This is a genomic window from Mycobacterium montefiorense, from assembly GCF_025823255.1.
Taxonomy (GTDB): Bacteria; Actinomycetota; Actinomycetes; order Mycobacteriales; family Mycobacteriaceae; genus Mycobacterium; species Mycobacterium montefiorense.
Genome location: NZ_JACKVL010000013.1, coordinates 596,138 through 622,170, shown reverse-complemented (window position 1 = coordinate 622,170; position 26,033 = coordinate 596,138). Strand labels below are relative to the sequence as shown.

Below are 26,033 nucleotides of genomic sequence, written 5' to 3'. Positions count from 1 at the left end.
CCTATCGTGCCACTTCCGCGTCGGAACCCTCGATGGCCCTGATCACACGCTCGACGGCCTTGCCGGCCGCGCCGATACAGGCCGGCACGCCGATCCCGTCGAGGTAGCTGCCCGCCACAGCGAGCGTCGGCGGCAAGCCGTCGCGCAGTTGCGCGACCACGTCGGCGTGGCCCGGCCCATACTGCGGCATCGCCTCGATCCACCGCTGCACCCGGGCATCCACCGGTTCGACGCCCAGCCCGAACACGGTCGCCAGGTCGTCGACCGCCCAGGCCAGCAGCTCCTCGTCGGAGGCGGTGGCCGCCAGGTCGTCGCCGAACCGCCCGAAGGACAGCCGCAGGAATTGCAGGTCGCCCGGCACACCCCACTTGCGTGACGACAGCGTGATTGCCTTGCTGCGCAACCGCTCACCGCTGGCCACCAGCACTCCCGAGTACTCCGGGAACGCCGTATCACCGGGCACCGCGAGCGCGACCACCACCGACGACGCACTCGCGATCCGGCTCGCGGCGACGAACGTCCGCGGGGCCACGCGATTGATCAGGCGGGCCAGCCGCGGGGCGGGGACGGCCAGGATCACCGCGTCGGCGTTGCATCCGGCGCCGCTGTCATCGCGCAGCGCCCAGCCCTGCCCGGCAGGGTCGAGCCGCTGCACCGCGGCCCGAATCCAGCGCGCCCGGCTGCGCGCCACCAGCTCGTCGATCAGCACCTGGTAGCCGCCGTCCAGCGCGCCGAACACCGGCGCACCCGTCGCCGGCGGCAGACCCTGCCGGACCGCGTCGGTCAAGCTGGTGGCGCCGCGATCCAGAGCCGCCGCCACGCTGGGGGCCGCGGCGCGCAGCCCGATCGTGGCCGCCGAGCCCGCGTACACACCGCTCAGCAGCGGGTCGACCGAGCGGGCCACGGTCTGCTCGCCGAACCGGTCACTCACCAATTCGGCTGCGGCGGGGTCGGTTCCGGGTTTCCAATCCAGCCGGCGGCCCGGCTCAGCCTCGATGCGTGCGAGGGTGGCGTCGTCGACCAGTCCGGCGACCGACGCCGCCGAGGACGGAATTCCGACGACCGTGGCCGCCGGCAGCGGGTGCAGCTCGCGCTGACTGTAGATCAATGGCCGGGCGCCGGTGGTGCCAAGTTGGCGATCAGACAGCCCCAGCTCGGCGAGCAGCGCGGGCATCTCGGGCCGGCGCAGCACGAACGCCTCCGCACCCAGGTCCATCGGCCGTCCGCCGACCTGCTCGGTGCGCAATATCCCACCAAGCCGCTCGCCCGGATCGAACAACGTGATGCTCGCGTCGTCGCCGGCAGCCAGCCGCAGCCGGTAAGCCGCCGTCAGGCCGGAAATCCCGCCTCCCACAACACAATACGAGCGTTGGGTCATAACGAGTGGACCAGTGACACCAGGTCGGTCAGCACACCGGGGTCGGTCTCGGGCAGCACTCCGTGACCGAGATTGAAGACGTGGCCCGCGACACCGGCGTCTACAGCGCGGCGGCCATCGTCGACGACGGCGCGCGCCGCGCGTTCGGTCGCCGGCCAGCCCGCGAGCACCACCACCGGATCGAGGTTGCCCTGCAGCGCGGTGCCGGGCCGCACTCTGGCAGCGGCATCGGTGAGCGAGGTTCGCCAATCCACCCCGACGACCGTCGGACCCGCTTCGCCCATCGCGCCCAGCAGTTCGGCCGTCCCGACGCCGAAATGTGTCATCGGCAGCCCGTATTCGGCCAGCGTCGCGAACACCCGGCTGCTGTGCGGAAGCACATATTGGCGATAGTCGGCCAGCGACAGGGTTCCCGCCCACGAGTCGAACAGCTGGATGGCGTCCACCCCGGCGTTGATCTGGCCGCGCAAGAACTGAACGGTGAGATCGGTTAGCTTCGACATCAGCGCGTGCCAGCTGGCGGGTTCGGCCAGCATCATCGCCTTGGTGCGGGCGTGGTTTCGGCTCGGGCCACCTTCGACGAGGTAGGACGCCAGCGTGAAGGGCGCCCCGGCGAAACCGATCAGCGGGACGTTGCCGAGCGCGCCGACCAGCAGCGACACCGCCTGACAAACCGGCTGAATGGCTTGCGGTTCAAAGGGTTTCATTGCATCAATATCGGCGTGGGTCCGGATCGGGTGCGCGATCACCGGCCCGACGTCGGGGACGATATCCAAATCGATGCCCGCGGCACGCAGCGGTACGACGATGTCGGAGAACAGGATCGCCGCGTCGACGTCATGGCGCCGGATCGGTTGCAGGGTGATCTCGCAGACGATCTCGGGCTGCAAGCACGCCTCAAGCATGCTGGTGCGTTCGCGCAGCGCGCGGTACTCGGGCAGCGAACGCCCGGCCTGCCGCATGAACCACACCGGCACGCGGCCGGGTTTACGGCCGGTGACAGCAGCCAGGTAGGGCGCCTCGGGAAGTTCGCGACGGGTACTCATTGCACTCAATGCTGCCACGGTGCTGGTACCGGGGCCGGGCGGCGCCCCTCGATCACCCGGCATCGCTGCGTAACATCGACCCAGTGTCAGTAGCGCCAGTCTCAGTCAACTACGACGAGTTCCCCAGCCTCCGCTTTGAACACGGCGGCAATGGCGTCCTCACGGTGGTTCTCGACGCTCCCGGGCTGAACTCGGTGGGGCCGCAAATGCACCGCGATCTCGCCGACGTCTGGCCCGCCATCAACCGCGACCCCGACGTACGGGCCGTCCTGATCCGTGGTGAAGGTAAGGCGTTCTCCTCCGGCGGCAGTTTCGACCTGATCTCAGAAACCATCGGCGACTATGAGGGCCGGCTTCGCATCATGCGCGAGGCCCGCGACCTGGTGCTCAACATCGTCAACTTCGACAAGCCGATGGTTTCGGCGATCCGGGGCCCCGCCGTCGGCGCCGGATTGGTGGTGGCGTTGCTTTCCGACATCTCGGTGGCCGGGCGGACCGCCAAGATCATCGACGGCCACACCAAGCTCGGCGTGGCCGCCGGCGACCACGCCGCGATCTGCTGGCCACTGCTGGTCGGCATGGCCAAGGCCAAGTACTACCTATTGACCTGCGACACCCTGCTGGGCGAAGAAGCCGAACGCATCGGCCTGGTGTCGGTCTGCGTCGACGATGACGACGTGCTCGCGACGGCGACCCGCGTCGCCAATGATCTGGCGCAGGGAGCCCAGAACGCGATCCGCTGGACCAAACACAGCCTCAACCACTGGTATCGCATGTTCGCGCCCGCCTTCGAGACGTCGCTCGGCCTGGAATTCTTGAGTTTCAGCGGCCCGGACGTGCAGGAAGGCCTCGCCGCGCACCGCGAGAAGCGCCCGGCGCGATTCAACGACTGAAGAGCTTCTGAGCAGCATAAACGTCGTGAGATCACGACGTGACACACCCTGGTAACAGCTTGGTCGCGACGGGTTTGAAGATCGGCGCGCCTGTCGCGGCGTGTCAGGCGATAGGTCTAGCGTCGAACGCTGTGACCCGCGCCTACGACGATGCGGAGCGGGCGCGACGAGGAGGAGTGGCGCCAATGACCTCAGTCGAACCGGCCCCATTCCGCGAGGCGGTGGCGGCAATGAACGCCGTCAACGCACGGCCGGAGATCGAGTTGGGCCCGATCCGGCCGCCGCAGCGCCTGGCCCCCTTCAGCTACGCGCTGGGCGCCGAAGTCAAACATCCCGACCTCGAGATCGTTCCCGAGCGGTCAGAAGGCGACGCGTTCGGCCGGTTGATCCTGCTGCACGACCCGGACGGCGCGGACGCCTGGGACGGCACCATGCGCCTGGTCGCCTACATCCAAGCCGACCTGGACTCCAGCGAAGCCGTCGATCCCCTGCTGCCGGAGGTGGCGTGGAGCTGGCTCGTCGACGCGCTGGAAGCCCGGACTGACCAGGTCACAGCTCTGGGTGGCACCGTCACCGCCACCACATCGGTGCGCTACGGCGACATCTCCGGGCCGCCGCGGGCGCACCAGCTCGAGCTGCGGGCCTCATGGACGGCCACCTCACCCGCCGTCGGCGGGCATGTCGAGGCGTTTTGCGAGGTGCTCGAACACGCCGCAGGCCTACCGCCGACCGGGGTCACCGACTTGAGCTCGCGGTCACGCGCCTGACATGTCTGAGCCGGGGTCCGATGGGCCCGACAGCAACGTGCCCGGCAGCACTGAACCCGAATCCACACCACTTCTGCGCCCGGCCGACGGAGTACCCGATCTCTCGGTGAGTGTCGGCGAGATCGCCGATGCCGCGCGACTCCTGGACCGCGGGCATGGCCCATTCGCGGTGGACGCCGAGCGGGCGTCGGGATTCCGCTACTCCAATCGGGCCTACCTGATCCAGATTCGGCGCACCGGCGCGGGCACCGTGCTCATCGACCCGGTCAGCCACGGTGCCGATCCCCTGACGGCGCTGCGGCCCGTCGCCGACGTGCTCAGCCAAGACGAATGGATTCTGCACGCGGCCGATCAGGACCTGCCCTGTCTGGCCGAGGTCGGCATGCGACCGCCCGCGCTGTACGACACCGAGCTCGCGGGACGGCTGGCTGGGTTCGAGCGGGTGAACCTGGCGGCGATGACCGAGCGGCTGCTGGGTCATGGTCTGGTCAAAGGTCATGGCGCGGCCGACTGGTCCAAGCGCCCGCTGCCCGCGGAATGGCTCAACTACGCGGCCCTCGACGTCGAACTGCTCGTCGAACTCCGCGCCGCCATCGCCGCCGAGCTGGCCGAGCAAGGCAAAAGCGATTGGGCTGCACAGGAATTCGATCATTTGCGGGTCGTGGGCAGCAAGGAGGTCGCGCCGCGGCGCGACCGCTGGCGGCGAACGTCGGGCATCCATAAGGTACGGGACCGGCGCGGCCTGGCCGCGGTGCGCGAAATGTGGACGACACGCGACAGCATCGCGGCGCGGCGCGACATCGCCCCGCGGCGCATCCTGCCGGACTCGGCGATCATCGACGCCGCCATCGCCAACCCGAAGACCGTCGAAGACCTGATAGCGCTGCCCGTGTTCGGCGGGCGAAACCAACGGCGCAGCGCGGCAACGTGGTTGGGCGCGCTGCAGACCGCCCGCGACAGCAAGGATCCACCCGAAGACGCCGAGCCGCCGAACGGGCCGCCGCCGCCGGCGCGCTGGAGCAGACGCAAGCCGGAGGCAGCCGCCCGGCTGGAGGCGGCCCGCGCCGGGCTGTCGGAGCTGTCGGAGCGGGTGAATGTGCCGACGGAGAACCTGGTCTCGCCCGACTTGGTGCGCCGACTGTGCTGGGACTGGGAGGGCGCGGCGGACCCGGTCGAGGCTGTCGAAGGATTCTTGTGCGCCGGCCACGCGAGGGACTGGCAACGTGAACTCGTCGACCCCGTGCTGGCGACGGCACTGCAGCCGCCACCCGAGGCCGAGCGCACCGACAGCTAGTCGAGGTGCTCGCGGATCTCGGCTTCGGATTCGTAACTGCCCAGTGCAGCAACCCAACCGGTGATGCGGCGGGCCACATCCTGGTCGGTCAGCCCGAGGTCGGCCAACACCTCGCCGCGGGAGGCGTGCTCGTAGAAGTCCTGGCGCAGGCCGACGTCGCGGCATGGCATGTCGATCTCGGCGTGGCGCAGCGCGGCCGAAATCGCTGACCCCACACCGCCGTTGACGCCGTTGTCCTCCAGCGTGACAAGCAGTTTGTGCTGCCCCGCCAGTTCGAGAACACCGTCGGACACCGGCAACACCCAACGCGGATCGATCACGGTCACACCGATCCCCTGGTTGTGCAGTCGCTTGGCCACAGCCAGCGCCATCGAGGCGAATGCGCCGACGGCGACTAGCAGCACATCGTGGTTCAGCCCACCGGCGGGTACCGCGAGCACATCAGATCCGGATCGCCGTTCCAAGGCCGGAATATCTTCGCCCACATCACCTTTGGGGAACCGTAGCGCCGTCGGGCCGTCGTTCACGTCGAGCGCCTCGCCGAGTTCCTCGCGCAGCCGGGCAGCGTCGCGCGGGGCGGCCACCCGCATGCCGGGCACAATGTTCAGCATCGACAGATCCCACATGCCGTTGTGGCTCGCGCCGTCGGAACCGGTGACCCCGGCACGGTCGAGCACCAGGGTGACGGGTAGCTTGTGCAGCGCCACGTCCATCATGATCTGGTCGAACGCCCGGTTGAGGAACGTCGAGTAGATGGCCACCACCGGGTGCATCCCGCCCATCGCCAGCCCAGCCGCCGACGTCATCGCATGCTGTTCGGCGATGCCGACGTCGAACAGCCGATCCGGGAAACGTTGCCCGAACGCCGTCAGCCCGGTCGGGCCGGGCATCGCGGCCGTGATCGCCACGATGTCGCGGCGCTTTCTGGCGTAGCCGATCAGCGCCTCGGAGAAGGTCGCGGTCCAGCCCGGGCCGGGGATCTTGGTGGCCTGGCCGGTGACCGGGTCGATCGGCGAGGTGGAGTGCATCTGCTCGGCCTCGTCGGCCACGGCCGGGGCGTAGCCCATGCCCTTGCGGGTGGCGACGTGCACGATCACCGGGCCGCCAAAACCGCGGGCCCGGCGCAGCGCGGCCTCCACGGCGCGTTCGTCGTGACCGTCGACCGGGCCGACATACTTCAGCCCAAGATCGGTGAACATCAGCTGCGGTGCCAGCGAGTCCTTGATGCCCGCCTTGACGCTGTGCATGAAGTGGTAGCAGATCTCGCCGATCAGCGGCATCGCCCGCACCACGTCACGGCCCTTTTCCAGCACGTGCTCGTACGCCGGCTGCAGCCGCAGCATGGCCAGGTGGTCGGCAACGCCGCCGATCGTGGGTGCGTAGCTGCGACCGTTGTCGTTGACGACGATGACGACCGGACGACCGGACGCCGCGATGTTGTTCAGCGCCTCCCAGCACATGCCGCCGGTCAGCGCGCCGTCGCCGACCACCGCGACCACGTGCCGGTTGCGATGCCCGGTCAGCTCGAACGCCTTGGCCAGGCCGTCGGCGTACGACAACGCCGCGCTGGCGTGGCTGGACTCCACCCAGTCGTGCTCGCTTTCGCTGCGCGACGGATACCCCGACAGGCCGCCCTTTTTGCGCAGCGTCTCGAAGTCCTGGCAGCGGCCGGTCAGCATCTTGTGCACATAGGCCTGGTGGCCGGTGTCGAAGATGATCGGATCGTGCGGCGAGTCGAACACCCGGTGCAGCGCCAGCGTCAGCTCGACCACGCCGAGGTTGGGTCCCAGGTGCCCCCCGGTCGCAGCCACCTGGTGGATCAGGAACTCGCGGATCTCGGAGGCCAGATCGCGGAGCTGCTGCTGTGAAAGGGGCTGCAGATCGGCAGGCCCGCGGATCTGTTCGAGCATCACGACAGTCTACGCAGCCAACGCCGGATGTGGCTCCCTACGAGGGGTCGAACAGTTCGGCAAGGGTGTCACGAAGTTCGGGGTCCGCCAGCACCACGACCTCGTCGCCGGCCTGAAGTTCGGTGTCACCCCGAACCGGCACCAGGCCGGTGGCGCGGACGACGATGCTCACCCAAATGTCACCGACGCGGTCACCGAGACGTTCGACCGTGCAACCCTGGGCAGCGGACCCGGAGACAACGCTGAAGCGGTGGATCCCCTGCGGTTCATCCGCGAGCCGGACACCGATCTCCCATGGCTGCGTCTCGACGGTACGCATGGGCAGGCACAACAGTTTTGCGATACCGGGCACGGAGCTGCCTTGCACCAGAACGGAGAAGACGACGACCACGACCACGATGCCGTACAAACGTTCGGCGTCGGCGACGTGGGCAGCGCGCAAGAACTCACCTAACAGGATCGGCACCGCGCCCTTGAGCCCGGCGGCGAGGATGAAGATGCGTTCGTTTCGTTGCAGCTGGACCGGAATCAGGCAGGAGCCCACCGCCAACGGCCGAATCACCACTGTCAGGGCCACCCCGAGGAGTAGCCCGGGAATCCACACGTCGGGATGGGCGAGCACGTTGAGGTCGACAGTTAAACCCAGCACGGCAAACGCGACGATTTCAGCCAGACCGGCCAAGGCAGCGTGGAATCGCTTGATATCCGGCTTGTAGGGCGCGCGAGCGTCGCCGATCACGATGCCGGCGACGAATACCGCCAGAAATCCCGAGCCGTGCGCAAGGGTGGCGATGCCGTACAGCATCAGGCAGCATGCCAACGTGCGTAGCGAATACAGGCTTTCGCTCGGCAATGCCACGCGCCGCATGAACACGAGTAGGGCGCGACCGCCGACGACCCCGACCGCCAGACCGATCGCCATTTGCAGGGCGAATTGGGCTCCGACGCTGGCGAAGCCGGCTGCACTGAGGCCACCGGCGGCGATCAGGCTGACCATCAACGAGATGCCGACTGGATCATTGGCGCCGGACTCGCCCTCCAGGATGGTGCTACTGCGACCAGAAATCTCGCGTTTGCCCAGGACTGAGAAGACCACAGCCGGATCGGTGGGCGCCACGGCTGTGGCCACCAGCAACGCAGGGAACCAACCGATTCCGCACGCGTAGTGCAGCATCAGTGCCGCGCCGGCGGCGGTGAGGGCGGTGCCCACCACGCCGACCGACAGGATCGGGACAATCGCCGCGCGGAAGCGCGAAGGCCCGATGTGCATTCCGCCGTCGAACAACACCAGTACCAGCGCGATGGTGATCAGCCGCTCGACGGTCGGCTCGGACGGTGACTGCACCGCGGGCACGGTGTGCACCACCATGGCCGCTCCGACCAGCACGAGCAGGGCCACCGGGATTTTGACTCGTTCGGTCAGCCGGTTCGCCAAGACCGCGACCAAACCGACGGCGCTGCAGAACAAGACGATCAACGCGTAATGGATAGTCTCGTTCACGATGGCGGCCCTTCGACAGTCAGGGACCGTTCTTGGTTGGTAAGCACTCGAACCTTTCGGTTGGTCGACAACGACATTGCCGACCAGACTTCCCGGCACACCGCGACGGAGTTTAGCCTGTCGCGGGAATCACCGCAGACGCATTCGGTTACGGATACTTCCTAGCGGGTCAGCAGCGCCACGCATTCGGTGTGATGCGTCAGCGGAAACGCATCGAACACCCTGATCTTCTCGACCGTATAGCCACGACCGAGGTACAGGCCGATGTCGCGGGCGAAAGATGCTGCCTCGCAGCCGATGTGCACGACCCGTGGCACGCCGGCCGCGGCGAGCAGGTCGATGACATCGCGCCCGGCGCCCGAACGCGGTGGATCCAGCACGACCACGTCGGCACCGCTTCGCTGAGCCGACACCGCGCGGCGCACCGAATCGGTGACGATGTCCACCTGCGGCAGATCGACCAGTGCGGCGCGAGCGGCCCGCGTCGACGCGCGGGAGGTGTCGACGGTGAGCACCCGCCCGGACTCCCCCACCGCATCGCCCAAAGCGGCGGCGAAAACGCCTACGCCGCCGTAGAGATCCCACACCCGCATGCCGGTGCCGGGCTGTGCCCAGTCGGCAACCAGAGCGCTGCAGACGCGCGCCGCGTCGCGGTGCGCCTGCCAGAACGCGGTCACCGGCACCTGCCAACTGCGCGGCCCCACCCGATGGGTTGCCTCGTAGTCACCCTGCACCACATTGGTCGTCGTCCGCCCGCCGTGGCGCAGAGTGCGCACCACATGGCGCTGGCCGTCATCGTCGATCGCGACGTGCAGCTGCGCGGTCGGCGACAGATCAGCCGCAGAACATGCTTGCGCCAGTTCGTCCAGCATTCCCGGCGGCAACTGCGCGCAGCGCAGGTCGGCCACCAGCTCGTCGCTGTGGTAGCGGTGAAACCCGGGGCGGCCGTCGGAGCCCACCTCCAGGCGCACCCGGGTGCGCCAGCCGGTGGGGCCGGAATCCGAAAGCGGTTCCGCCGCACCGCTCCAGTGATATCCGCCCAACCGTTCCAACTGATTCGACACCACCTGCGCCTTGAGCGCCCGAACCGCGTCCGGGGTGGCGAAGGCCAGATCGCAACAACCGGAGCCGTCCACCCCGGCTATCGGGCACAGCGACTCGGTCCGATCCGCCGACGGCTCGATAACCTCAATAACCTCTGCGTGCCAATAGGATCCGCGATCAGCCGTGACTCGGGCCCGTACTCGCTCACCGGGCAAGGCGTAGCGCACGAACACCACCCGGCCTTCGTGGTGAGCCACGCAGCTGCCGCCGTTGGCCGGAGCACCGGTCACCAGCGTCAGCTCCCCGCCAGCGGGGGGCAGCGATGCTTCGGCACTCACGACATATTCGCTTTAGTCGAAGATGCCGCGACGGGCATCGCCGGGAGCCGCGTGCGGCTGCAGCATCTGCAGTCGCTCCGACGAATTCAACTGCCAGGGAACCGAAGTGACCATAACGTTGGGCATGAAAAGCAGACGTCCCTTGAGCCTGAGGGCGCTTTGGTTGTGCAGCACCTGCTCCCACCAGTGGCCGACGACATACTCCGGGATGAACACCGTCACCACGGTGCGCGGTGACTCTTTGGCGACTCGTTTCACATAGTCGAGCACCGGACGGGTGATGTCGCGGTATGGAGAGGCGATGACCTTCAGCGGGACGCTGATTTCACTCTTCTCCCAATCATGGACCAGCGCACGGGTTTCCACGTCATCCACACTGACCGTGACGGCCTCGAGCGCGTCGGGACGGGTCGCACGCGCGTAAGCCAATGCCCGCAGGGTCGGCAGATGCAGCTTCGACACCAGCACCAACGCGTGGTTACGACTGGGCAGCACCACGTCGTGCTGGGCGGCGGCTTGCTCTTCGAGTTCCCGGCCAACGGTGTCGTAGTGCTTGCGGATCAACTTCATGACGACGAACAGCGCACTCATCGCGACGATCGCGATCCATGCTCCGGCAAAGAATTTGGTGACCAGCACCACCAGCAGCACCGCTCCGGTGGACAGCAAGCCGACCGTATTGATCACACGTGAGCGCACCATCTTGGCCCGCGCCCTGGGGTCGGTCTCGGTGCGCAACAACCGAGTCCAGTGCCGGACCATCCCGATTTGGCTCAGTGTGAACGATATGAACACGCCGACGATGTAGAGCTGGATCAGCGCGGTCACCTCACCGCGGAACGCGATGACGAACGCCAGCGCCGCCGCCGACAGGAACAGAATTCCGTTGGAAAACGCCAGGCGGTCGCCGCGGGTGTGCAACTGACGCGGCAGGTAACTGTGCTGCGCCAGCACCGAGCCCAGCACTGGGAACCCGTTGAACGCGGTGTTGGCCGCCAACACCAAGATCAGCGCGGTCACGGTGGCGATGAGCAGGAACCCGATGCGGAAGTTACCGAACACGGTCTGCGCCAGCTGCGTGACCAGCGTCTTCTGCATGTAGCCGGCCGGGGCGCCGGTCAGCTGGGTGGCCGGATCGTCGACCAGCTGCACGTGGATCTGTTGGGCCAGCACGATGATGCCCATCAGCAATGTCACCGCGATCACGCCCAGCATCAACAGAGTCGTTGCGGCGTTGCGCGACTTGGGTTTCTCGAACGCCGGCACCCCGTTGCTGATTGCCTCGACACCGGTCAGCGCCGCGCAGCCCGACGAGAACGAGCGGGCCAGCAGGAACGCGAACGCGAAACCGACGATCTGGCCGTGCTCGGCGTGCATCTGGAAGCCGGCGGATTCGGCCCGCAAAGGATTGCCCAGCACAAAAATCCGGATCAGCCCCCACCCGATCATCACGACGACGCCGACGATGAACGCATAAGTCGGGATCGCGAAGGCCACCCCGGACTCGCGGATGCCACGTAGGTTCAACGCCGTCACCAACACGATGGCGACCACACAGAACCACACTTTGTTCTGCGCGACGATCGGGACCGCGGAGCCGATGTTCGCCATCGCCGACGAAGTCGAAACAGCAACCGTGAGAACGTAATCCACCATCAGGGCACTGGCCACCACGAGTCCGGCGGTCTCGCCCAGGTTCGTGGTGACCACCTCGTAGTCGCCACCGCCGGACGGGTAGGCATGCACGTTCTGCCGGTAGCTGGCCACCACCACCAGCATGACCGCGGCCACCGCGAGACCGATCCACGGCGTCAGGGCGTAAGCGGCCGCTCCGGCCACCGAGAGCATCAAAAAGATTTCCTCGGGCGCATACGCCACCGAGGACAGTGCGTCGGAAGCAAACACCGGCAAGGCGATGCGCTTAGGCAGCAGGGTGTGGCTCAGCCGGTCGCTGCGTTGGGGCCGGCCAATCAGCAACCGGCGCGCTGCGGTTGAAAGTTTGGACACGAGAGCCAAGAGTAAGCGCAACGGGCCGTGCCGGTAGCGTTCCCTGGGCGACAATATTCCCGACGGATATCGGCTGGCCAACGAAGTTTGCCGATGAAATGACACATACTCCGATCAGCCGAGAGGACCTGACGTGCGGGTGGTTGTGATGGGATGCGGCCGGGTGGGCTCTTCCCTGTCCGACGGGTTGTCCCGAATTGGCCACGATGTCGCGGTGATCGACCGCGACAGCTCGGCGTTCAACAGGCTGAGCCCGGAGTTCGCCGGAGAACGGGTGCTGGGCCAGGGCTTCGACCGGGATGTGCTGCTGAAAGCGGGCATCGAGGAGGCCGACGCGTTCGCCGCGGTGTCATCCGGGGACAACTCCAACATCATCTCGGCTCGACTTGCTCGCGAGACGTTCGGCGTTAACCGGGTGGTGGCCCGCATTTACGACGCCAAGCGCGCCGAGGTCTATGAACGCCTCGGCATCCCGACGATCGCCACCGTGCCGTGGACCACCGATCGCCTGCTCAACGCGTTGACCCGGGAGAGCGAGACCGCCAAGTGGCGCGACCCCACCGGAACTGTCGCCGTGGCTGAGGTCGTCCTGCAGGAGGACTGGGTGGGCCGCCGGGCCACCGATCTCGAGCAGGCCACCGGCGCGCGCGTGGCATTTTTGATCCGCTTCGGCACCGGCATCTTGCCCGAACCCAAGACTGTCATCCAGGCCGGCGATCAGGTCTACATCGCCGCGATATCCGGCCGGGCAGCCGAGGCGGTGGCCATTGCCGCGCTGCCGCCCAGCGAGGACATCGATTCGGGAGCGGGGCATTGATCCCGAGCCGCCCGACCACGACTAAGGAGCGGCACACATGAAGGTAGCTGTCGCCGGTGCCGGCGCAGTCGGCCGCTCGGTCACCCGCGAGCTCATCGAGAACAACCACGACGTCACCCTGATCGAACGCAACCCCGAGCACGTCGACGTCGACGCGATCCCGTCCGCGCACTGGCGCCTTGGCGACGCCTGCGAACTGAGCCTGCTGGAGTCGGTGCACCTCGAGGATTTCGACGTGGTGGTCGCCGCGACCGGTGACGACAAGGTCAATGTGGTGCTCAGCCTGCTGGCCAAGACCGAGTTCGCGGTGCCCCGGGTGGTGGCCCGGGTCAACGACCCCCGAAACGAATGGCTGTTCACCGACGCCTGGGGCGTCGACGTGGCGGTGTCCACCCCGCGGATGCTGGCGTCACTGATCGAAGAAGCCGTCGCCGTGGGAGATTTGGTGCGCCTGATGGAATTCCGGCGGGGTCAGGCCAACCTGGTCGAGATCACCCTGCCCGACGACACGCCCTGGGGCGGCAAGCCGGTACGCCGGCTCGAGCCGCCCCGGGACGTCGCGCTGGTCACCATCCTGCGCGGGCCGCGCGTGATCGTGCCGGAGGCCGACGAGCCGCTGGAAGGCGGCGACGAGTTGCTCTTCGTCTCGGTCACCGAGGCGGAAGAGGATTTGCGCAAACTGCTGTTGCCGGCGGCCGCGCCGCCCGCGAACTAGTCGCCGACGGTGTCGGCGTCGAACGCGACGGCGGCGGGGTCGAAATCATCGGCGGCGCCGGCGATCGCACGCTGCGCGGCCCTGATCGTCACATAGGTCACCAGCGCTGCCACCGCGGTCAGCGGCCAGCCCATCCCGATGCGCGCCGCGGCCAGCCAGCCGGTCTGACCCGCGTCGTACAGCAGTAGCTGAACCCCGAACCGCGCGCCGAAGACCAGCACCCAGCACAGCGAGGCGACGTCGAACGCGTAGACGGCCCGGGCCACGTTGCGCCAGCCCCGATCCCGCCCGGTGGCCCAGCTCCACGCGTAGCCAACCAGCGGACGGCGGATCACCACGGACACCGCGAACACGACCGCCCACAGCAGCGAGATCCAGATGCCGAGCAAGAAATAGCCCTTGGATTCCCCGACGATGTAAGCGATCAGCGCACAGACGGCGACGCCGGCGAACCCGGAAAACGCCGGCTGGATGGAATCCCGCCGAATCAGCCGCCACACCAAGACCAGCGCGGCCACCCCGAGCGCCGCGCCGATTGCGGGCAGTAGGCCCGACAGGCTGGAAACGGCCACAAAGATCACGACGGGCAGCGACGAGTAGATGACACCACTGACCCCGCCTAGCTGGCTCAGCAGGCGTTCTGGACTGATGCGATTCGACGTATTACTGGGCAGGGTCAACGTTGAATTTCATAATGCGGGTTGTAGATGGCCTTTGTTCCGTTCTCCAGCTTGCCCATCCGGCCCCGCACCCGCAAAGTGCGGCCCGAGTCGATGCCGGGAATGCGGCGCTGTCCCAACCACACCAGGGTCACGGTGTCACTGCCGTCGAACAGTTCGGCCTTGACACCGCCCGCGCAGCCCTTGCCGTTACATTCCACGCTGCGCAGCGTGCCTACCATCGTGACCTCCTGGCCACGTTCGCAATCGATGACGCGCTGCGCACCGGTACTCGCAACCTCGTCCGACAACTCCTCGGAATCAAGTTGCTCCGGGTCCTCCGTCAACCGACGGGTGAGGCGGCGTAAATAACCCTGAGCCCCCATGCTCACTCCTGACAATTGGCGAAAAAGCCGCGGTGCTTTCATCTATGCCAACGGACACCGTAGACCTCTTGGTTCCCCGGCGCCAACCGGATCGAAACCGTGATTTTGGGCTGCTTGTCCCGGCCGGGCAGTATCGGGGCGTGGGTGTCGATTTGCGCGGTGTCACGACCGTGCTCTTGCCCGGGACCGGGTCCGACGACGTATACGTCAATCGGGCGTTTTCCGGGCCGTTGCGCAATGCCGGCGCCCGGTTGGTGACCCCCGCGCCGCGCCCGGACCGATTGGTCGATGGCTACCTGTCCGCATTGGATGACGCGGCGCGCGACGGTCGGATCGCCGTCGGCGGAATCTCGATCGGAGCCGCGGTGGCAGCCGCGTGGGCGCTCGCACATCCAGGTCAGACCGTCGCCGTGCTGGCCGCGCTGCCGGCCTGGGCGGGGGCCCCCGGGTCGGCGCCGGCCGCCCTTGCGGCGCGGTATTCGGCATCCCAGCTACGCGCCGACGGTCTGGCCGCGACGACCGCACAGATGCAGGCGTCCAGCCCGGTCTGGCTAGCCGAGGAGCTGACTCGGTCCTGGCTTGCCCAATGGCCGCTGCTGCCCGACGCCATGGACGAAGCCGCCGCCTACGTCGCACCGAGCTGTGACGAACTCCACAAACTGGCCGCGCCTCTCGGCGTGGCGGCCGCGGTCGACGATCCGATTCATCCGCTGCAGGCCGGTGTCGACTGGGTCGCCGCCGCACCGCGTGCGGGGTTGCGGACGGTGACGCTCGATCAGATCGGCGCGGACAGCGCCGCGCTCGGGGCGGCCTGCCTGGCCGCACTGGCCGACGCGTAGTTGTTCCAACCGGCGGCTAACCGCCGGTGGTGGTGCGCAACTGTTGCATAGCCGATCCGTCCACGCTGCGGCGCGCGGCCGGATCGTTGGGCGGCTGCTCCTGCTGCTGCGCCTCGGCCTGTTCCACGGCGGCCTGACGCAGCTGCTCGGCCATTGGCTCGGGAAGGTTCACGGCCAGCGGCGTGCGCACCGGCAGCGGGGTGTCACCGCGGCGAACCACGGTGTCCGCCAACGCCGAACGCGCCTCCTGCTCGAGCGCCTCCATGGTCTCGTGCGCTCCGTTGATCACGCAGCGGATCATCCATCGGTAGCCGTCGACACCGATGAAGCGCACCACTCCCGTCGCGGTGCCGACCACCTCGCGACCCCACGGGCCGTCTTTGATGCTGACTTGAGCCGAATCCTTGCGCAGCGAGTCGGCAAGCTCGCCGGCCACCTCACGCCACAGGCCGCCCGTCTTGGGGGCGGCGTAGGCGGCGATCGTGAACCGGCCGTTGGGCGTGACGACCCACACGGCGCTCGGCACGCCGGTCTCGGTCAGCTCGACCTGCAGCTGGCCGGCTTCCGGCATCGGGATCAGGACCGAGCCCAAGTCGAGCCGGGCCAGCTCGGCGACCGACGGGTCGTCGAAGTCGTCGATGTCGAACGGCCCCTCCAGATCGTCGTCGAACTCGTCATCGACGGGGTCGGCCGCAGCCTCTGGCGCTACCGGCTTGTCGCTATCGTCTTTGCCCGATTTTCCGAATGCCATCACAAACTCGCATGTCCGCCGGAGGAACCGTGGCCACCGTCGCCACGGGATGTTTCGGCCAGCCCGGCCTCGTCGAACGACGCGACCTCGACCAACTCGACCAACTCGACCCGCTGCACCAGCAACTGGGCGATCCGATCGCCACGGTGCACCACGATCGGCTCGGCCGGGTCGAGGTTGATCAGCGCAACCTTGATCTCGCCCCGATAGCCGGCGTCGACGGTACCCGGGCTATTGACGATCGAAAGTCCAACCCGCGCAGCCAATCCCGAGCGCGGGTGCACCAAGCCGACCATTCCGAAGGGGATGGCGACAGCCAAACCCGTCCGTACCAGGGCGCGTTGCCCCGGGTCCAGCCGGAGATCTTCGGCGCTGTAGAGATCAACCCCCGCGTCACCGTCGTGTGCCCGACTGGGCAGCGGGAGCTCGGGGTCGAGGCGGACAATGGCCAGACTGGTCGACACGGGGCCACAGACTACCCTTGACCGCGTGTCCGGTACGCGTGTCGCGCCGCACAGCGTGCGATATCGCGAGCGACTGTGGGTCCCATGGTGGTGGTGGCCACCGGCGTTCGCGCTAGCGACGCTGATTGCTGTCGAAGTCAATCTCGGTGTCAGGGCACTCCCCGACTGGCTGCCGTTCGTGGTGCTGTTCCTCGTGGCCACCGGCGCGCTGCTGTGGCTGGGCCACGTCGAAATCCGAGTCACCGCCTCCGCCGACGGTGTGGTGCAACTGTGGGCCGCCGATGCCCATCTGCCGATCACCGTGATCGCCCGATCCGCTCAGATAGCGCCGTCGGCGAAGTCGGCGGCACTGGGGCGTCAGCTCGATCCCGCGGCGTATGTGCTGCATCGCGCATGGGTCGGACCGATGATTTTGCTGGTCCTCGATGACCCAGACGACCCGACGCCGTACTGGATGGTGAGCTGCCGTCACCCCGAGCGGGTGCTGTCGGCCCTGACAAGCTAGGTGCGGCTATCAGGCTGCGCAGTCGGTGCAAATCATCACACCGTTCTTCTCGCTGGCAAGTCGACTGCGGTGTTGCACCAGAAAGCAGCTTGAGCAGGTGAACTCGTCAGCTTGTTTCGGGATGACCCGAACTGATAGCTCCTCGCCGGACAGGTCGGCACCAGGCAGTTCGAAGTTCTCGGCGGACTCGGATTCGTCCACGTCAACAACAGCCGACGCCGCCTCGTTGCGTCGAGCTTTCAACTCCTCCAGCGAGTCTTCCGAAACGTCGTCCGTTTCGGTCCGCCGTGGAGCGTCATAGTCGGTAGGCATCGTCCAATCCCCTCACATGCCTGCGTTACCTCAAGCAACGCTTTGTACCAGCGTCGAACGCATCCACCAAATGATTCGTGCCCGTATCCCGGTCGATTCGGTTGTGATTTACCTCACACCCCTGAATTGACCCTCGTATTCGCCTTCAAACAGTGGATTTAGTGTGCGGCTAGAGTGCAGCTGTGGTCGCACAAATCACCGAGGGTACAGCCTTCGACAAGCATGGTCGGCCCTTTCGGCGGCGCAATCCCCGACCTGCCATTGTCGTGCTGGTCTTCCTGGTGGCGGTGACGGGCGTCGCGTGGACCGTGGCGCTGACGCGACCCGCGAAAGTTCACGAAGTCGAAGCGTGCAACCCGCCCCCGCAGCCGACCGGGTCGGCGCCGGCCCAAATCGGCGAGCAAATGTCGCGCAGTGCAATGGCCGACGTGATGCCCGCAAAACTCGCCGACACCAAGGTCCGCGTCCTCAACGCCAGCGGCCAACGACCCGGTCTACGCCGGCACCCGTCTGACCTGCCAGGGCCAGATCCGCTTCGGTACGGCCGGACAGGCCACCGCCGCCGCGGTGTGGCTGGTTGCGCCGTGCAGCGAGCTGTTCAACGACAGCCGTGCCGACGACTCCGTCGACCTGGCCGTCGGCACGGAATTCAACGCACTGGCCCACAATGACGACATCGACTCGGTGCTCGCCAGCCTGCGCCCCGGTGCCATCGGATCGTCAGATCCGTCGCTGTTGTCGAAGATTCACGCCAGCAGCTGCTGATTCAGTCCGCGATTGGCGCGAGGCCGTTGAATTGCCGCAGGGCCGCCAGCAGTTCGTCGGCGATTCCGGGTGCGACCGCAACCACCAGTCCGGCGCCGCCGACCTGCTCGTCGGGCGGCGGCACCAACACCCGCGCTCCAGCCTCGGCTGCGATCAGTGCACCCGCCGCGCGATCCCACACCTGCAGCCCGTGCTCGTAGTAGGCGTCCAGCCGCCCCGCCGCGACCATGCACAAGTCCAGCGCCGCGGAACCGATGCGCCGCACGTCGCGAACCAATGGCAGCAGCTGCGCCAGCAGCGCCGCCTGGGTGGTGCGGCGCGCGATCGAATACCCAAAGCCGGTGCCCAGCAAGGCCATCGACAATTCGTCGACATCGGCGCACCGCAGCGGGTGCGTCCCCTGCTCGTCGATGAAATGCGCGCCGAGACCTGTGGCCGCGGAATAGACCCGGCCTCCGACGACGTCGGCGACCGCGCCGGCCACTGACACGCCGTTGCGCTGCGCCCCGACCGACACCGCATAAGCCGGGATGCCGTAGACGAAATTCACCGTGCCGTCGATGGGGTCGAGCACCCAGGTGACCGCGTCAGTGTCTGCGGCCTTCTCCGCGGGCCCGCCGCCCTCTTCCCCGAGAATCGGGTCACCGGGCCGTAATTCGGCCAACCGATCGCGCAGCAGCCGTTCGGTCTCGGTGTCGACCACCGTCACCGGATCGGTCGATGTGCTTTTGGACCGCACCGCGCCACTGTCGGTCGCGCCCGCGTGAGCACCGAACACCTCGGCGCGCCGCGACCTCACGAACTCGGCGGCTTCGGCGGCTAGCGTTTCGGCCACTAAGCGCAGCCCGGCGGGCTCTGCACCGCCGGCGGGTGGGGGCACTCGCGTCACCGGTCTATCGCATCACAGTCGCCCACCACCGCGCAGCGCGGCGAGTCCCCCCTCGTATTGCCCGACCGCAACCGCTTCGCTGCCCTATGGTGTGAAACAGCCCAAATCTCGCCAAGGAGATTTCGATGACCAGCACCGAATCGGCCACCGATACCCCCGATGCCGGGGCGGCCTCCGGTACGCCGCAGCGACGTGGATTCGGCATCGACGTCGGCGGCAGCGGAATCAAAGGCGGCATCGTCGACCTGGACAACGGACTGTTGATCGGGGACCGGATCAAACTGCTGACACCGCAACCCGCCACGCCGTCGGCCGTTGCCAAGACCATCGCCGAGGTCGTCAAGGAATTCGGGTGGACCGGCCCGCTGGGCGTGACCTACCCAGGCGTCGTTACCGACGGCATCGTCCGGACGGCCGCCAATGTGGACCGCGCCTGGATCGGGACCAACGCGCGCGACGTGATCAGCTCCAAGCTGGACGGCCAGCAGGTCACCGTTCTCAACGATGCCGACGCGGCGGGGCTCGCCGAAGAGCGCTACGGAGCCGGCAGGAACAACTCCGGTTTGGTCGTTTTGCTGACCTTCGGAACCGGAATCGGGTCCGCCCTGATCCACAACGGGAAATTGATCCCCAACACCGAGTTCGGCCATCTCGAAGTCGGTGGCAAAGAAGCCGAGGAGCGCGCGGCGTCGTCGATCAAAGACAAGAACGAATGGAGCTACCGGCGCTGGACGAAAGAGGTGACCAGGGTGCTGATCGCGATCGAAAACCTGATCTGGCCGGACCTGTTCATCGCCGGCGGCGGCATCAGCCGGAAAGCCGACCAATGGGTGCCGCTGCTCGAAAACCGCACCCCGGTGGTGGCGGCGGCATTGCTCAATTCCGCCGGGATAGTCGGCGCCGCGATGGCGTCGACCGCGGACGTAACGCACTGAATTTCCCCGCTAGGGCGGTACGAGCGCGCGTTGTCGTTACAATGGTTCACGGCGACCGCCCGACAGATAGCGTGCGAGCAGTCACGCTGGTACCAACGCCGACATTCGACATAGCAGACACTTTCGGTTAACCATGCCCAAACCCACCGATAGTGAATCCAACCGAAGGGGTGTAAGTGGCAGCGACTAAGACCAGCCCGGCAACCGATGAGCCGGTGAAACGCACCGCCACGAAGACCCCCGCTAAGCGGCCCGCGGCAAAGGCCGCCAATGGCACCGCGCCGGCCAAGCGTGCGACGAAGACTGAGGCACCGGGCACTCACCCCGCCGACGACACCGACGGTGGCGCCCCGAAGAAGGCCCGTACCCCCGCCAAGGCCGCGGGCAAGGCGCCATCGGGTCGCGGTACCAAAGCCGCATCCAAGGGCGCCGGAGACGACGACAACGTCGAGGGCGTCGACGAGAACGCCGCCGAGGAACTCGACACGGAACCCGACCTCGAAGGTGAGCCCGGCGAGGACATCGACATCGACAGCGACCTCAGCCTCGACGACCTGGAAGACGACGTCGCGTCCGACGGCGATGGGGACGACGACGCCGGCGACAGCGATGGGGATGACGAAGCCGAGGACACCGCGAGCGCCGCGAAACCTGCCGCGAAAAAGGCGCCGGCCGAAGAAGAGGAAGAGATCGCCGAGCCCTCCGAAAAGGACAAGGCGTCCGGCGATTTCGTCTGGGACGAAGACGAATCCGAGGCGCTGCGGCAAGCCCGCAAGGACGCGGAACTCACCGCCTCCGCGGACTCGGTACGCGCATACCTGAAGCAAATCGGTAAGGTCGCGCTGCTTAACGCAGAGGAAGAAGTCGAACTGGCGAAGCGGATCGAAGCCGGTCTGTACGGCACTCAGCTGATGGCCGAGCACGCCGAGCGCGGCGACAAGCTGCCCGCCGCGCAGCGTCGCGACATGATGTGGATCTGCCGCGACGGCGACCGCGCCAAAAACCATCTGCTGGAAGCCAACTTGCGGCTGGTGGTTTCGCTGGCCAAGCGCTACACCGGTCGCGGGATGGCCTTCCTCGACCTGATCCAGGAAGGCAATCTGGGTCTGATCCGCGCCGTCGAGAAGTTCGACTACACCAAGGGATACAAGTTCTCCACCTACGCGACGTGGTGGATTCGCCAGGCGATCACCCGCGCCATGGCCGACCAGGCGCGCACCATCCGCATCCCGGTGCACATGGTCGAGGTGATCAACAAGCTGGGCCGCATTCAGCGCGAGCTGCTGCAGGATCTGGGCCGCGAGCCCACGCCTGAAGAGCTGGCCAAGGAAATGGACATCACGCCGGAGAAGGTGCTGGAGATCCAGCAGTACGCGCGTGAACCCATCTCGCTGGACCAGACCATCGGCGATGAGGGCGACAGCCAGCTTGGTGACTTCATCGAAGACAGCGAAGCGGTCGTGGCCGTCGACGCGGTGTCCTTCACGTTGTTGCAAGACCAGCTGCAGTCGGTGCTCGAGACGCTATCGGAGCGCGAAGCCGGCGTAGTACGGCTGCGCTTCGGTCTTACCGACGGCCAGCCTCGTACCCTCGACGAGATCGGCCAGGTCTACGGAGTGACCCGCGAGCGCATTCGCCAGATCGAATCCAAGACCATGTCGAAGTTGCGCCACCCCAGCCGCTCCCAGGTGTTGCGCGACTACCTCGACTAACGCGCGCTTTCGCCAGACCTGTTGCCGCACAAGCTCGGCTAGCCTCGGTGCGCCGGAATTTGGTTTGCCACAGCGAAAATCAGGTGCGCCGGCCATGGGCATCGTCGTAGGGTGACCCGATGTCCGCCAACCGCGTGCTCGTCTCGTCCGGATCCGACTTCGAATCGACAGTCGGCTACTCGCGCGCGGTGCGAGTAGGCCCGTACGTGGCGGTCGCCGGCACGACCGGCACCGGGCCTGCCGGTGACATCGTCGCGCAAGCCCAAGACGCCTTGCGCCGCATCGAGATTGCGCTCCAAGAGGCGGGCGCTTCGCTGACCGACGTGGTCCGCACCCGCATGTACGTGACCGACATTTCGCGGTGGCGCGAGGTGGCGGCGGCGCACGCGCGGGCCTTCGGGGAAATACGTCCCGTGGCGACCATGGTCGAAGTCTCGGCGCTGATCGCACCCGAATTGCTGGTGGAGATCGAAGCCGACGCCTACGTCGGGTCGTGAGTAGTTACGACGGGCGCAAACGTTCCCCCGGGCCCCGGCAAATACTCCGTGACCTTTTTCACAGCGGCGAGCGGCAGCGGTCCGTACAGGTGCGGGAACAGCATCGCCTCCGGATCTGTCGGCACACCCGGCTCCCAACGCACGGGCGAGTCCAGCAAACCCGGGTCGATGTGCAGCAGCACCAAATCCTGGCGCCCACAGAAGAGCCGGTTGGCCGGCAGATGTACCTGCTCGGGCGCCGACAGATGGATGAACACCGCGGTGCCCTCGGGGCGGATTTCACCCCGCCGCTGGGCGTCGGACCACTCTTCGATTCCACACAGATGTACAAGCAGGTCAGCAGCGATGGTCACAGTCATTAACTCTAGGAAGCCCGTTGAAACCAAACGTTTACAGGTCGTGAGAAACGACACACCCGATAACGATCGGGGAACAACGCGAAAACGCCGAACGTCTGAGAAAGTGGATACAAGAGAACGGAGAAGCCAATGAACGCAACTCTGACAAGTCCCGAGCTGACTAGAGCTGACCGCTGCGGTGCTGCAGCTCGCGTACGCGCCAAGCTGCCTTCTGGAGCCGAACTTCTCTTCTGCCAGCATCACGCTAACGAACACGAGGCCAAGCTTGTTGAGCTCGCCGCCGTGTTGGAGGTCAGCGCAAGCTAGGTCCAGCGAAACTCGCCCAGTCACAATGTGGGGTGTGGGCGCACCGATCGGTAATGCTGGACCGATATGAGCGAGCAAACCGTAAAGCCGTCGCGCCATCACATTTGGCGAATTGCGTTGCGGACCCTGACCAAAAGCTGGGATGACTCGATCTTTTCCGAGTCCGCGCAGGCTGGTTTTTGGTCGGCGCTCTCTACGCCTCCGCTGCTGTTGGGAATGCTGGGCAGCCTGGCCTATGTGGCGCCGCTGTTCGGGCCGGACGCACTGCCCAGCATCGAGAAGAGCGCGATCTCGGCGGCCCACAGTCTCTTCTCGTCCAGCGTCGTCAACGAGATCATCGAACCCACAGTCCGTGACATCACGGCGCATGCCCGCGGCGAGGTGGTCTCGCTCGGCTTTCTGCTATCGCTATGGGCGGGCTCGTCGGCGGTCTCCTCATTCGTCGATTCCGTGGTCGAGGCGCATGACCAGACGCCGCTGCGCCACCCGGTGCGACAGCGGCTGTTCGCGCTGTTTCTCTACGTGGTCGGGCTGGTGTCCACGGTCGTGGCCGCACCGGTACTGGTGGTGGGCCCGCGCAAAGTGTCCGAACACATCCCCGATGGCCTCGCCAACGTCCTGCACTACGGCTACTACCCGGCGCTGGTGCTCGGGCTGATGACCGGGGTCGTCATCTTGTACCGGGTGTCGCTGCCGGAGCCGCTGCCCACACATCGGCTCGTCTTGGGCGCCGTCCTGGCTACCTTCGTGTTCGTGACCGCGACGCTGGGCCTGCGCGTCTATTTGCGGTGGATCACCAGCACCGGCTACACCTACGGCGCGCTGTCCACGCCGATCGCGTTTCTGTTGTTCGCGTTCTTCGGCGGGTTCGCGATCATGCTCGGCGCCGAGCTCAATGCGGCGATCCAGGAAGAATTCCCCGCGCCCCGGACACACGCCCACCGGCTGCGCAATTGGTTGTTCTCGCGTTCACCCGCCCTGAAGCGGACGGCGGAGGTTTTATCGAATCCGGTGACGACCAATCCCGCAACGCAAGAACGCGATCCCGCGTCGGCAGAGCCGCCGACCTGATCAGCTCTTCTTGAGCTGCTCGTAAATCTTCTTGCAATCCGGACAGACCGGCGATCCCGGCTTGGCGGCCTTCGTCACGGGGAAAACCTCGCCGCACAGCGCGACCACATGGTTACCCATGACCGCGCTCTCGGCGATCTTGTCCTTCTTGACGTAGTGGAAGTACTTGGGAGTGTCGCTGCCGGTCCCGTCGTCGACGCGTTCGTCGGTATCGGTGCGTTCGATCGTCTGGGTCTGCATACCTCATATTGTGCCTGCCAAGGTGGCCCAACCGGAATCCGGCGGATGTGGGACAGTGGAAGAATGAAGCGCGGCCCGGAATTGGGGTTCGACGACGACGGCCGGCCGGTGCTCATCACCGCCGCCGAACCTTCGTACGAAGAGCAGCATCGCGCCCGGGTGCGTAAATACCTGACGCTGATGGCCTTCCGGATTCCCGCACTGTTGCTGGCCGCCTTCGCCTACGGCGCCTGGCACAACGGCCTGATTTCACTGGCCATCGTTGCGGCGTCCATCCCGCTGCCCTGGATGGCCGTACTGATCGCCAACGATCGGCCGCCCCGCCGCCGCGACGAGCCCCGGCGGTTCGACGATGCCACTCGGCGCACGCCGTTGTTCCCGACGGCCGAGCGGCCGGCACTCGAGGCGCGGCGGCAGCCACCCCCGGGTTCTCCGGGCCGCGACTACGACCCCAGTTCCGAGTACAACCGGGGTCACGGGTACGACGCCAGTTCCGGCTGACTGGCCACTGAACGCACTTCTCAGGACATTCTCAGGTCGTCGGCACATTTCTGCACGTCAAAGCGTGTGAGATGACGGCGGGGCGGGAACTCTCAGAGCTGATATGTCGTTAAACACCATGACAGCTACAAAGCCAATCGGGAGGCCGCCATGGCGAATGCCATCACAGGCAGGTTCGACACCAGCGATCTAGATGCTCAGAGCCCTGCAGCGGATCTCGTGCGCGTATATCTGAACGGCATCGGGAAGACGGCGCTGCTGACCGCCGCGGACGAAGTCGAACTCGCGAAGCGCATCGAGGCCGGGTTATATGCCGAGCATCTGCTCGCGACGCGGAAGCGTCTCGGCGAGAACCGCAAACGCGATCTGGCGGCCATCTCGCGTGATGGTCAGGCGGCGCGCCGTCACCTGCTGGAAGCGAACCTGCGTCTGGTGGTGTCGTTGGCCAAGCGCTACACCGGCCGCGGGATGCCGTTGCTCGACCTGATCCAGGAGGGCAACCTCGGGCTGATCCGCGCGATGGAGAAGTTCGATTACACAAAGGGATTCAAGTTCTCGACGTATGCCACGTGGTGGATCCGTCAGGCCATCACCCGCGGTATGGCCGACCAGAGCCGCACCATCCGGCTGCCCGTTCACCTCGTCGAGCAGGTCAACAAGCTGGCGCGGATCAAGCGCGAAATGCACCAGAACCTCGGCCGTGAGGCCACCGACGACGAACTGGCCGCCGAGTCCGGAATCCCGGTCGAGAAGATCAATGATCTGCTCGAGCACAGCCGCGACCCGGTAAGCCTGGACATGCCGGTCGGCTCCGAGGAAGAAGCCCCGCTGGGCGATTTCATCGAGGACGCCGAAGCGATGTCCGCGGAGAACGCGGTGATCGCCGAGCTGCTGCACACCGATATCCGCAGCGTGCTCGCCACTCTCGACGAGCGGGAGCACCAGGTGATCCGGTTGCGCTTCGGTCTGGACGACGGCCAGCCGCGAACGCTGGATCAGATCGGCAAGCTGTTCGGCCTGTCCCGCGAGCGGGTTCGTCAGATCGAGCGCGACGTGATGGCCAAGCTCCGTAACGGAGAACGCGCCGATCGGCTGCGCTCGTACGCCAGTTAAGCCGGCACCCGGCCCAGCA

The 26,033-nt window shown here is 66.7% G+C and carries 28 protein-coding genes and 1 pseudogene; 15 read left to right on the top strand and 14 right to left on the bottom strand.

Translation table 11 applies throughout. The features are described from left to right. Window position 1 precedes the first annotated feature (1 nt). Window positions 2-1,378, bottom strand: a complete 1,377-nt coding sequence (locus H7K34_RS16285; RefSeq protein WP_264063038.1) for a protoporphyrinogen oxidase — start codon at window positions 1,376-1,378, stop codon at window positions 2-4. Continuing rightward, window positions 1,375-2,424, bottom strand: a complete 1,050-nt coding sequence (hemE, locus tag H7K34_RS16280) for a uroporphyrinogen decarboxylase (RefSeq protein WP_264063037.1) — start codon at window positions 2,422-2,424, stop codon at window positions 1,375-1,377. The genes H7K34_RS16285 and hemE overlap by 4 nt, the downstream gene beginning before the upstream one ends. 83 nt (window positions 2,425-2,507) lie before the next feature. On the opposite strand from hemE, the gene H7K34_RS16275 reads away from it, so the two are divergent. The 3 genes from H7K34_RS16275 (at window position 2,508) to H7K34_RS16265 (ending at window position 5,378) form a co-directional block, all read left to right on the top strand. Further along, window positions 2,508-3,317 (top strand): enoyl-CoA hydratase/isomerase family protein, encoded by an 810-nt coding sequence (locus H7K34_RS16275; protein ID WP_201263385.1) that lies wholly within the window; start codon window positions 2,508-2,510, stop codon window positions 3,315-3,317. A gap of 131 nt (window positions 3,318-3,448) precedes the next feature. Further along, window positions 3,449-4,084, top strand: a complete 636-nt coding sequence (locus tag H7K34_RS16270) for a DUF3000 domain-containing protein (RefSeq protein WP_264063035.1) — start codon at window positions 3,449-3,451, stop codon at window positions 4,082-4,084. Between the two features lies 1 nt (window position 4,085). Then, window positions 4,086-5,378 (top strand): ribonuclease D, encoded by a 1,293-nt coding sequence (locus H7K34_RS16265; RefSeq protein WP_264063034.1) that lies wholly within the window; start codon window positions 4,086-4,088, stop codon window positions 5,376-5,378. On the opposite strand, the gene dxs is transcribed toward H7K34_RS16265, so the two are convergent. The 4 genes from dxs to H7K34_RS16245 all read right to left on the bottom strand — a co-directional run bounded on the left by dxs (window position 5,375) and on the right by H7K34_RS16245 (window position 12,178). Beyond that, window positions 5,375-7,288, bottom strand: coding sequence for a 1-deoxy-D-xylulose-5-phosphate synthase (dxs, locus tag H7K34_RS16260; RefSeq protein WP_264063033.1), 1,914 nt, complete (start codon window positions 7,286-7,288; stop codon window positions 5,375-5,377). The genes H7K34_RS16265 and dxs overlap by 4 nt on opposite strands. Before the next feature lie 37 nt (window positions 7,289-7,325). Beyond that, on the bottom strand, window positions 7,326-8,789 hold the full coding sequence (locus H7K34_RS16255; RefSeq protein WP_264063031.1) for a cation:proton antiporter domain-containing protein: 1,464 nt from the start codon (window positions 8,787-8,789) through the stop codon (window positions 7,326-7,328). 161 nt (window positions 8,790-8,950) lie between these two features. After that, window positions 8,951-10,153 carry a class I SAM-dependent RNA methyltransferase gene (locus H7K34_RS16250; RefSeq protein WP_264063580.1) on the bottom strand — a complete coding sequence of 401 codons (1,203 nt, stop codon included), beginning with the start codon at window positions 10,151-10,153 and terminating at the stop codon, window positions 8,951-8,953. A 30-nt stretch (window positions 10,154-10,183) separates the two neighbouring features. After that, window positions 10,184-12,178 carry an APC family permease gene (locus H7K34_RS16245; protein ID WP_108920087.1) on the bottom strand — a complete coding sequence of 665 codons (1,995 nt, stop codon included), beginning with the start codon at window positions 12,176-12,178 and terminating at the stop codon, window positions 10,184-10,186. A gap of 133 nt (window positions 12,179-12,311) precedes the next feature. On the opposite strand from H7K34_RS16245, the gene H7K34_RS16240 reads away from it, so the two are divergent. Together H7K34_RS16240 and H7K34_RS16235 are read left to right on the top strand one after the other, a co-directional pair. Beyond that, window positions 12,312-12,995 carry a potassium channel family protein gene (locus H7K34_RS16240; protein ID WP_108920086.1) on the top strand — a complete coding sequence of 228 codons (684 nt, stop codon included), beginning with the start codon at window positions 12,312-12,314 and terminating at the stop codon, window positions 12,993-12,995. Between the two features lie 37 nt (window positions 12,996-13,032). Next, complete coding sequence (locus H7K34_RS16235; RefSeq protein ID WP_264063029.1) at window positions 13,033-13,710, top strand: potassium channel family protein; 678 nt, start codon at window positions 13,033-13,035, stop codon at window positions 13,708-13,710. On the opposite strand, the gene H7K34_RS16230 is transcribed toward H7K34_RS16235, so the two are convergent. Beyond that, a complete protein-coding gene (locus H7K34_RS16230) occupies window positions 13,707-14,390 on the bottom strand; it encodes a DUF3159 domain-containing protein (RefSeq protein ID WP_264063028.1) in 684 nt (227 codons plus the stop codon). The genes H7K34_RS16235 and H7K34_RS16230 overlap by 4 nt on opposite strands. Further along, window positions 14,387-14,755: an OB-fold nucleic acid binding domain-containing protein gene (locus tag H7K34_RS16225; protein ID WP_108920084.1), complete on the bottom strand. Its 369-nt coding sequence runs from the start codon at window positions 14,753-14,755 to the stop codon at window positions 14,387-14,389. The genes H7K34_RS16230 and H7K34_RS16225 overlap by 4 nt, the downstream gene beginning before the upstream one ends. Before the next feature lie 140 nt (window positions 14,756-14,895). Here H7K34_RS16225 and H7K34_RS16220 point away from each other — a divergent pair, with 140 nt between their 5' ends. Continuing rightward, window positions 14,896-15,594, top strand: a complete 699-nt coding sequence (locus tag H7K34_RS16220) for an alpha/beta hydrolase (protein WP_264063026.1) — start codon at window positions 14,896-14,898, stop codon at window positions 15,592-15,594. Window positions 15,595-15,610: 16 nt separating this feature from the next. Here the strand turns inward: H7K34_RS16220 and H7K34_RS16215 are convergent, their stop codons facing one another. After that, window positions 15,611-16,345, bottom strand: a complete 735-nt coding sequence (locus tag H7K34_RS16215) for a DUF3710 domain-containing protein (RefSeq protein ID WP_264063025.1) — start codon at window positions 16,343-16,345, stop codon at window positions 15,611-15,613. Further along, entirely contained in the window at window positions 16,345-16,809 is a 465-nt protein-coding gene (gene dut / locus H7K34_RS16210) for a dUTP diphosphatase (RefSeq protein ID WP_264063024.1), read from the bottom strand. Before dut ends, H7K34_RS16215 begins: the two co-directional genes overlap by 1 nt. A gap of 25 nt (window positions 16,810-16,834) precedes the next feature. Between dut and H7K34_RS16205 the strand changes: the two genes are divergently transcribed. After that, window positions 16,835-17,314, top strand: a complete 480-nt coding sequence (locus H7K34_RS16205; RefSeq protein ID WP_108920080.1) for a DUF3093 domain-containing protein — start codon at window positions 16,835-16,837, stop codon at window positions 17,312-17,314. 9 nt (window positions 17,315-17,323) lie between these two features. On the opposite strand, the gene H7K34_RS16200 is transcribed toward H7K34_RS16205, so the two are convergent. After that, window positions 17,324-17,626, bottom strand: a complete 303-nt coding sequence (locus H7K34_RS16200; protein WP_036468275.1) for a DUF4193 domain-containing protein — start codon at window positions 17,624-17,626, stop codon at window positions 17,324-17,326. A gap of 182 nt (window positions 17,627-17,808) precedes the next feature. Here H7K34_RS16200 and H7K34_RS16195 point away from each other — a divergent pair. Beyond that, a pseudogene (locus H7K34_RS16195) lies at window positions 17,809-18,391 on the top strand (envelope integrity protein Cei). 1 nt (window position 18,392) lies between these two features. Here the strand turns inward: H7K34_RS16195 and H7K34_RS16190 are convergent. Continuing rightward, window positions 18,393-19,271 (bottom strand): inositol monophosphatase family protein, encoded by an 879-nt coding sequence (locus H7K34_RS16190; RefSeq protein ID WP_264063579.1) that lies wholly within the window; start codon window positions 19,269-19,271, stop codon window positions 18,393-18,395. Between the two features lie 134 nt (window positions 19,272-19,405). On the opposite strand from H7K34_RS16190, the gene ppgK reads away from it, so the two are divergent. The 3 genes from ppgK (at window position 19,406) to H7K34_RS16175 (ending at window position 22,424) form a co-directional block, all read left to right on the top strand. Next, window positions 19,406-20,215, top strand: a complete 810-nt coding sequence (ppgK, locus tag H7K34_RS16185; RefSeq protein WP_264063023.1) for a polyphosphate--glucose phosphotransferase — start codon at window positions 19,406-19,408, stop codon at window positions 20,213-20,215. Window positions 20,216-20,391: 176 nt separating this feature from the next. After that, complete coding sequence (locus H7K34_RS16180; protein ID WP_264063022.1) at window positions 20,392-21,927, top strand: RNA polymerase sigma factor; 1,536 nt, start codon at window positions 20,392-20,394, stop codon at window positions 21,925-21,927. Window positions 21,928-22,046: 119 nt separating this feature from the next. Then, window positions 22,047-22,424, top strand: coding sequence for a RidA family protein (locus H7K34_RS16175; RefSeq protein ID WP_264063021.1), 378 nt, complete (start codon window positions 22,047-22,049; stop codon window positions 22,422-22,424). On the opposite strand, the gene H7K34_RS16170 is transcribed toward H7K34_RS16175, so the two are convergent. Continuing rightward, a complete protein-coding gene (locus H7K34_RS16170; protein WP_264063020.1) occupies window positions 22,409-22,783 on the bottom strand; it encodes a DUF952 domain-containing protein in 375 nt (124 codons plus the stop codon). The genes H7K34_RS16175 and H7K34_RS16170 overlap by 16 nt on opposite strands. Before the next feature lie 129 nt (window positions 22,784-22,912). On the opposite strand from H7K34_RS16170, the gene H7K34_RS27055 reads away from it, so the two are divergent. Together H7K34_RS27055 and H7K34_RS16165 are read left to right on the top strand one after the other, a co-directional pair. Further along, the gene (locus H7K34_RS27055) at window positions 22,913-23,089 is read left to right on the top strand and encodes a DUF7455 domain-containing protein (protein ID WP_108920122.1); all 177 of its coding nucleotides are present in this window, start codon (window positions 22,913-22,915) and stop codon (window positions 23,087-23,089) included. Between the two features lie 66 nt (window positions 23,090-23,155). Then, window positions 23,156-24,160, top strand: coding sequence for a YihY/virulence factor BrkB family protein (locus H7K34_RS16165; RefSeq protein ID WP_264063018.1), 1,005 nt, complete (start codon window positions 23,156-23,158; stop codon window positions 24,158-24,160). Here the strand turns inward: H7K34_RS16165 and H7K34_RS16160 are convergent, their stop codons facing one another. Further along, window positions 24,161-24,400, bottom strand: a complete 240-nt coding sequence (locus H7K34_RS16160) for a DUF3039 domain-containing protein (RefSeq protein WP_108920062.1) — start codon at window positions 24,398-24,400, stop codon at window positions 24,161-24,163. It lies immediately after the preceding gene. A 45-nt stretch (window positions 24,401-24,445) separates the two neighbouring features. Between H7K34_RS16160 and H7K34_RS16155 the strand changes: the two genes are divergently transcribed. Both H7K34_RS16155 and sigB read left to right on the top strand, forming a co-directional pair. After that, window positions 24,446-24,901 carry a DUF3099 domain-containing protein gene (locus tag H7K34_RS16155; protein ID WP_264063016.1) on the top strand — a complete coding sequence of 152 codons (456 nt, stop codon included), beginning with the start codon at window positions 24,446-24,448 and terminating at the stop codon, window positions 24,899-24,901. A gap of 150 nt (window positions 24,902-25,051) precedes the next feature. Continuing rightward, entirely contained in the window at window positions 25,052-26,014 is a 963-nt protein-coding gene (sigB, locus tag H7K34_RS16150) for a sigma-70 family RNA polymerase sigma factor SigB (protein WP_108920061.1), read from the top strand. Window positions 26,015-26,033 lie beyond the last annotated feature (19 nt).